We start from the raw sequence: 1,144 nt of genomic DNA, 5'->3' as shown, positions 1-1,144 counted from the left end.
TCTCTCATGGTATTTTCGAGTTTCTTGAGCGTTGATATTATTTTCTCAGTACTGTTTAAATTCACAAACTTTCCCCCTTTGTATAAATTCACATTGGAATCTCCATGTACTATTTTACAAAATATCTCCTCTATTAAAAACGCTATGAACTGCTAGCACAATCAACTATAAAACGGGGTCTAGGGTATTGAGCAGGGTATAGGGTCTAGTTGTTGGGGTTTAGTAAGAACTGGTCCACATTACTAAAACGCGCCATGAATTGCTAACGCAATTGCCATGAACTCCTGCGGAGTTGCTTAGAACCGCTTTGCGGTTGCCTTGAACTGCTACGCAGTTGACTATAAGACAGGATTTGATGTTTTCTCGTTACTCGGGCTCTCGGACTCTCGACCCTCGTCTCTTGAACTCATCACTCATAATTCATCACTCATAACTCGGTTCTTAATACACTCGTAACTCGAATCACGTAACTCGGTTTTTGATCTCGCTTCTCGGATTCTCGGTTCTTTGGTTTTTAGCTCTCGCAACTCGAATCTCGTTACTCGGTTCCTTAAGAATCGGGTTTAGTAACGTAATCAAACCCTTCTCTTCAAAATGACGATTTCTATCCTGTCAGAGCAATCCTCAGAGAGGTCGGCGAGGCTTCCGATATGCGTTACAAGTTCTCTTAATTGCATTTTTTCAGCAAGAGAAAGTTCTGTTGAGTATATTTTTTCGATGAGTTTTCTCTCGAAAATGTCTTCTTCGTGTTCGAGTTTCTCAGTTTCAATGACAAGCTCTCCCGCTTTTTCAAGATCCTCAAACATCAGCTCGGCAGCTTTTTTCAAGGCTCTAAAGGTTTTTAGTGAAAATTCTAACTGTACTACAATTTCCTTATGAATATCCTGGGGAATTTTCATTTTCTGAAGATAAATTTGGTCGGAAATACTTTCAGCGCTGTTTGCAATCCTGTCAAAGTTTTCTACCAGCCCGAGAAGGTCTCCTCTAAAATTAGGTAAGAAAGCTCCTTGGTACATTTCAGATTCCATTCTACGCCTTATGCTATCAGCTTTTGTCTCTCTTTCGTGAATCTCATCATAGGACTCTTTCACCTTTTCCGGGTCTTTTCCTTGCATATCAGAAAGGTATTTTTCAAGAGATAAGA

General features: G+C 40.0%; 1 protein-coding gene. It reads right to left on the bottom strand.

Annotated features, from left to right (window positions below; translation table 11 throughout):
• Positions 1-575 precede the first annotated feature (575 nt).
• On the bottom strand, positions 576-1,144 hold a 569-nt coding region (locus AC3LHT_RS01420), incomplete at its 5' end, for a TIGR00153 family protein (protein WP_488661741.1).

This window comes from Kosmotoga sp. (genome assembly GCF_982836095.1).
Note: the sequence above shows the minus strand (reverse complement) of the source record. Positions and strands in the feature narration are given on the sequence as shown.